General features: G+C 34.6%; 1 protein-coding gene. It reads right to left on the reverse strand.

All coding sequences use genetic code 11. The features are described from left to right. A partial coding sequence (locus ICG50_RS13055) for a carboxypeptidase-like regulatory domain-containing protein (protein ID WP_484489530.1) occupies positions 1 to 361 on the reverse strand: 361 nt, incomplete at both ends.

Here is a 361-nt window from a genome sequence, read left to right on the forward strand (position 1 = left end):
AATATTGATTTTCATCGTTGGGTTTTGGTTCAATACATCTAACAATTTAGCTAAATCCACTGCAGCATCCGGACGGATATTCCATTTGTCTAAGTCGAAGTAGATGATGTTTATTTTGAAACAATCGGCTAAATCGTCACCAATTTTCACGCGACAAGTTTTAGTTTTAAGTTCGATATTCAACTCTGTTTTTCCTGATTCAGAACCGATGATAACCGGCACTTCTTTGGTTTCATAATCTTCAAGAGAAGCTCTGACATAGTATTTTGTACCACATTCTACTTCTGTGAATTCATATTTACCTTGAGCATCAGAAACCGTTTCTTTTACTGTATTGAATTTTTCATCCATCAATACCAAT

The sequence above is a fragment of the Flavobacterium buctense genome (assembly GCF_014486695.1).
Classification (GTDB): domain Bacteria; phylum Bacteroidota; class Bacteroidia; order Flavobacteriales; family Flavobacteriaceae; genus Flavobacterium; species Flavobacterium buctense.